2 protein-coding genes are annotated in these 1,315 nt (G+C 39.3%); both read right to left on the bottom strand.

Going from position 1 to position 1,315, the window contains the following annotated elements:
* Positions 1-44: 44 nt before the first annotated feature.
* Positions 45-923 carry an IS3 family transposase gene (locus EKM98_RS11995; protein ID WP_010011610.1) on the bottom strand — a complete coding sequence of 293 codons (879 nt, stop codon included), beginning with the start codon at positions 921-923 and terminating at the stop codon, positions 45-47.
* A 23-nt stretch (positions 924-946) separates the two neighbouring features.
* Positions 947-1,234, bottom strand: coding sequence for a transposase (locus EKM98_RS11990; RefSeq protein WP_003688751.1), 288 nt, complete (start codon positions 1,232-1,234; stop codon positions 947-949).
* Positions 1,235-1,315: the final 81 nt, after the last annotated feature.

Here is a 1,315-nt window from a genome sequence, read left to right as displayed (position 1 = left end):
CCCCTGTCAATAAAATAGACAATTTAAATAGAGACTTTTTTGTCCTATGCCACGACTAAATTTTGAATTTGAGTTTGATACTCATCTTCAAGTTGCTTTGGTGATTTGAATCCACAGTGACTGTGAATTCTAACTGTGTTGTAAAACGTTTCAATGTACTGAAAAACTAGTCGTTTAGCTTCGGAGTATGAATGGATTTTAAACCGATTTATCCATTCACGCTTAATCAAGGCATGAAACGACTCAATGCAGGCATTATCCCAAGGATAAGCTTTCTTTGAATAGCTTAATGTCATGTTAGCTGTAACTTGATTGTAAGCTTCAGACGTAAACTGACTACCACGATCACTGTGCATGATTAATGGCTTGCTAATATGGCGACTGTGCTTAGTCTTTTCAATAAGTGGGATGACATTCGATACCTCCAAGGTTTCAGATAAGTCCCAACCAATGATCCGTCGGGAGTACAAGTCCATAATACTGGTTAAATAAACGAATCCGTCATGAACTGGAATATAAGTGGTGTCAATGCACCAAACGGCGTTTGGTCGCAATGGATTGAACTGCTCGTCTAAAATATTTATTAGCTGTTTATCAAACTTAGAATTGCGAGTGGTAGTCGTCCAAGGGGTTAGGTAAACGGCGTGAATGCCAAGTTCACGCATATACTTACCAACAGTTCGTTCAGCGATCTTATATCCTTTTGAGCGAAGTTCTTGGGTGATTTTGCCGGCACCGTAAATACAAAGGCTTTTGAGCCAAATTGCTTTAATTTCACCTTGAATAAACTTCTTCCGAAGCTTTCGCGGTGATTGGTGATTATGACGCTTTTCTCGTTGATAGTAACCACTTCTTGAGATTCCAACATAATCACACATACCATTGATGGAAGGGTGGGATTCCAAAGCGTGCTGAACGTCCATTTCTTGGTATACCTTTTCGGTAGTTACTTGCTCAGAATCCCGATTGATTTTTTTAACACTTCGATCGCTCCTTCAGCGTCACGAAGTTGACGCTTTAGTCGTGCAATCTCCTTGTCCTTATCGCTGGCAAAATTACCAGAGCCACGGCCAAACTCCCCAGTCTCAGTAAACAGCTTAATCCATTTATGTAATGTACTAGCCCCAATACCTAGATTCTTACTTATTTCATTCATGGTCATGTGATCCTTGTTATCTAAGTAATACTGAACGGCCTGTTCCTTAAATTCCTTGTCATAACTGTGCTTCGTCATTATTTGATCCTCCAATTTACTTCCTTAATTATACTAAATCAGAGTCTCTATTTAACTTGTACACTTTTTATTCTAGGCCCA

It is taken from the genome of Loigolactobacillus iwatensis, assembly GCF_003950295.1.
GTDB classification, from domain to species: domain Bacteria; phylum Bacillota; class Bacilli; order Lactobacillales; family Lactobacillaceae; genus Loigolactobacillus; species Loigolactobacillus iwatensis.
The sequence above is the reverse complement of the archived record's forward strand: the minus strand, read 5'-3'. Positions and strand labels throughout refer to the sequence as shown.

What these genes read in the sequence shown, in the direction of transcription:
- EKM98_RS11990 (WP_003688751.1), bottom strand. Translation starts at nt 1,234, where the DNA reads ATGACGAAGCACAGTTATGACAAGGAATTTAAGGAACAGGCCGTTCAG.
- EKM98_RS11995 (WP_010011610.1), bottom strand. Translation starts at nt 923, where the DNA reads ATGGACGTTCAGCACGCTTTGGAATCCCACCCTTCCATCAATGGTATG.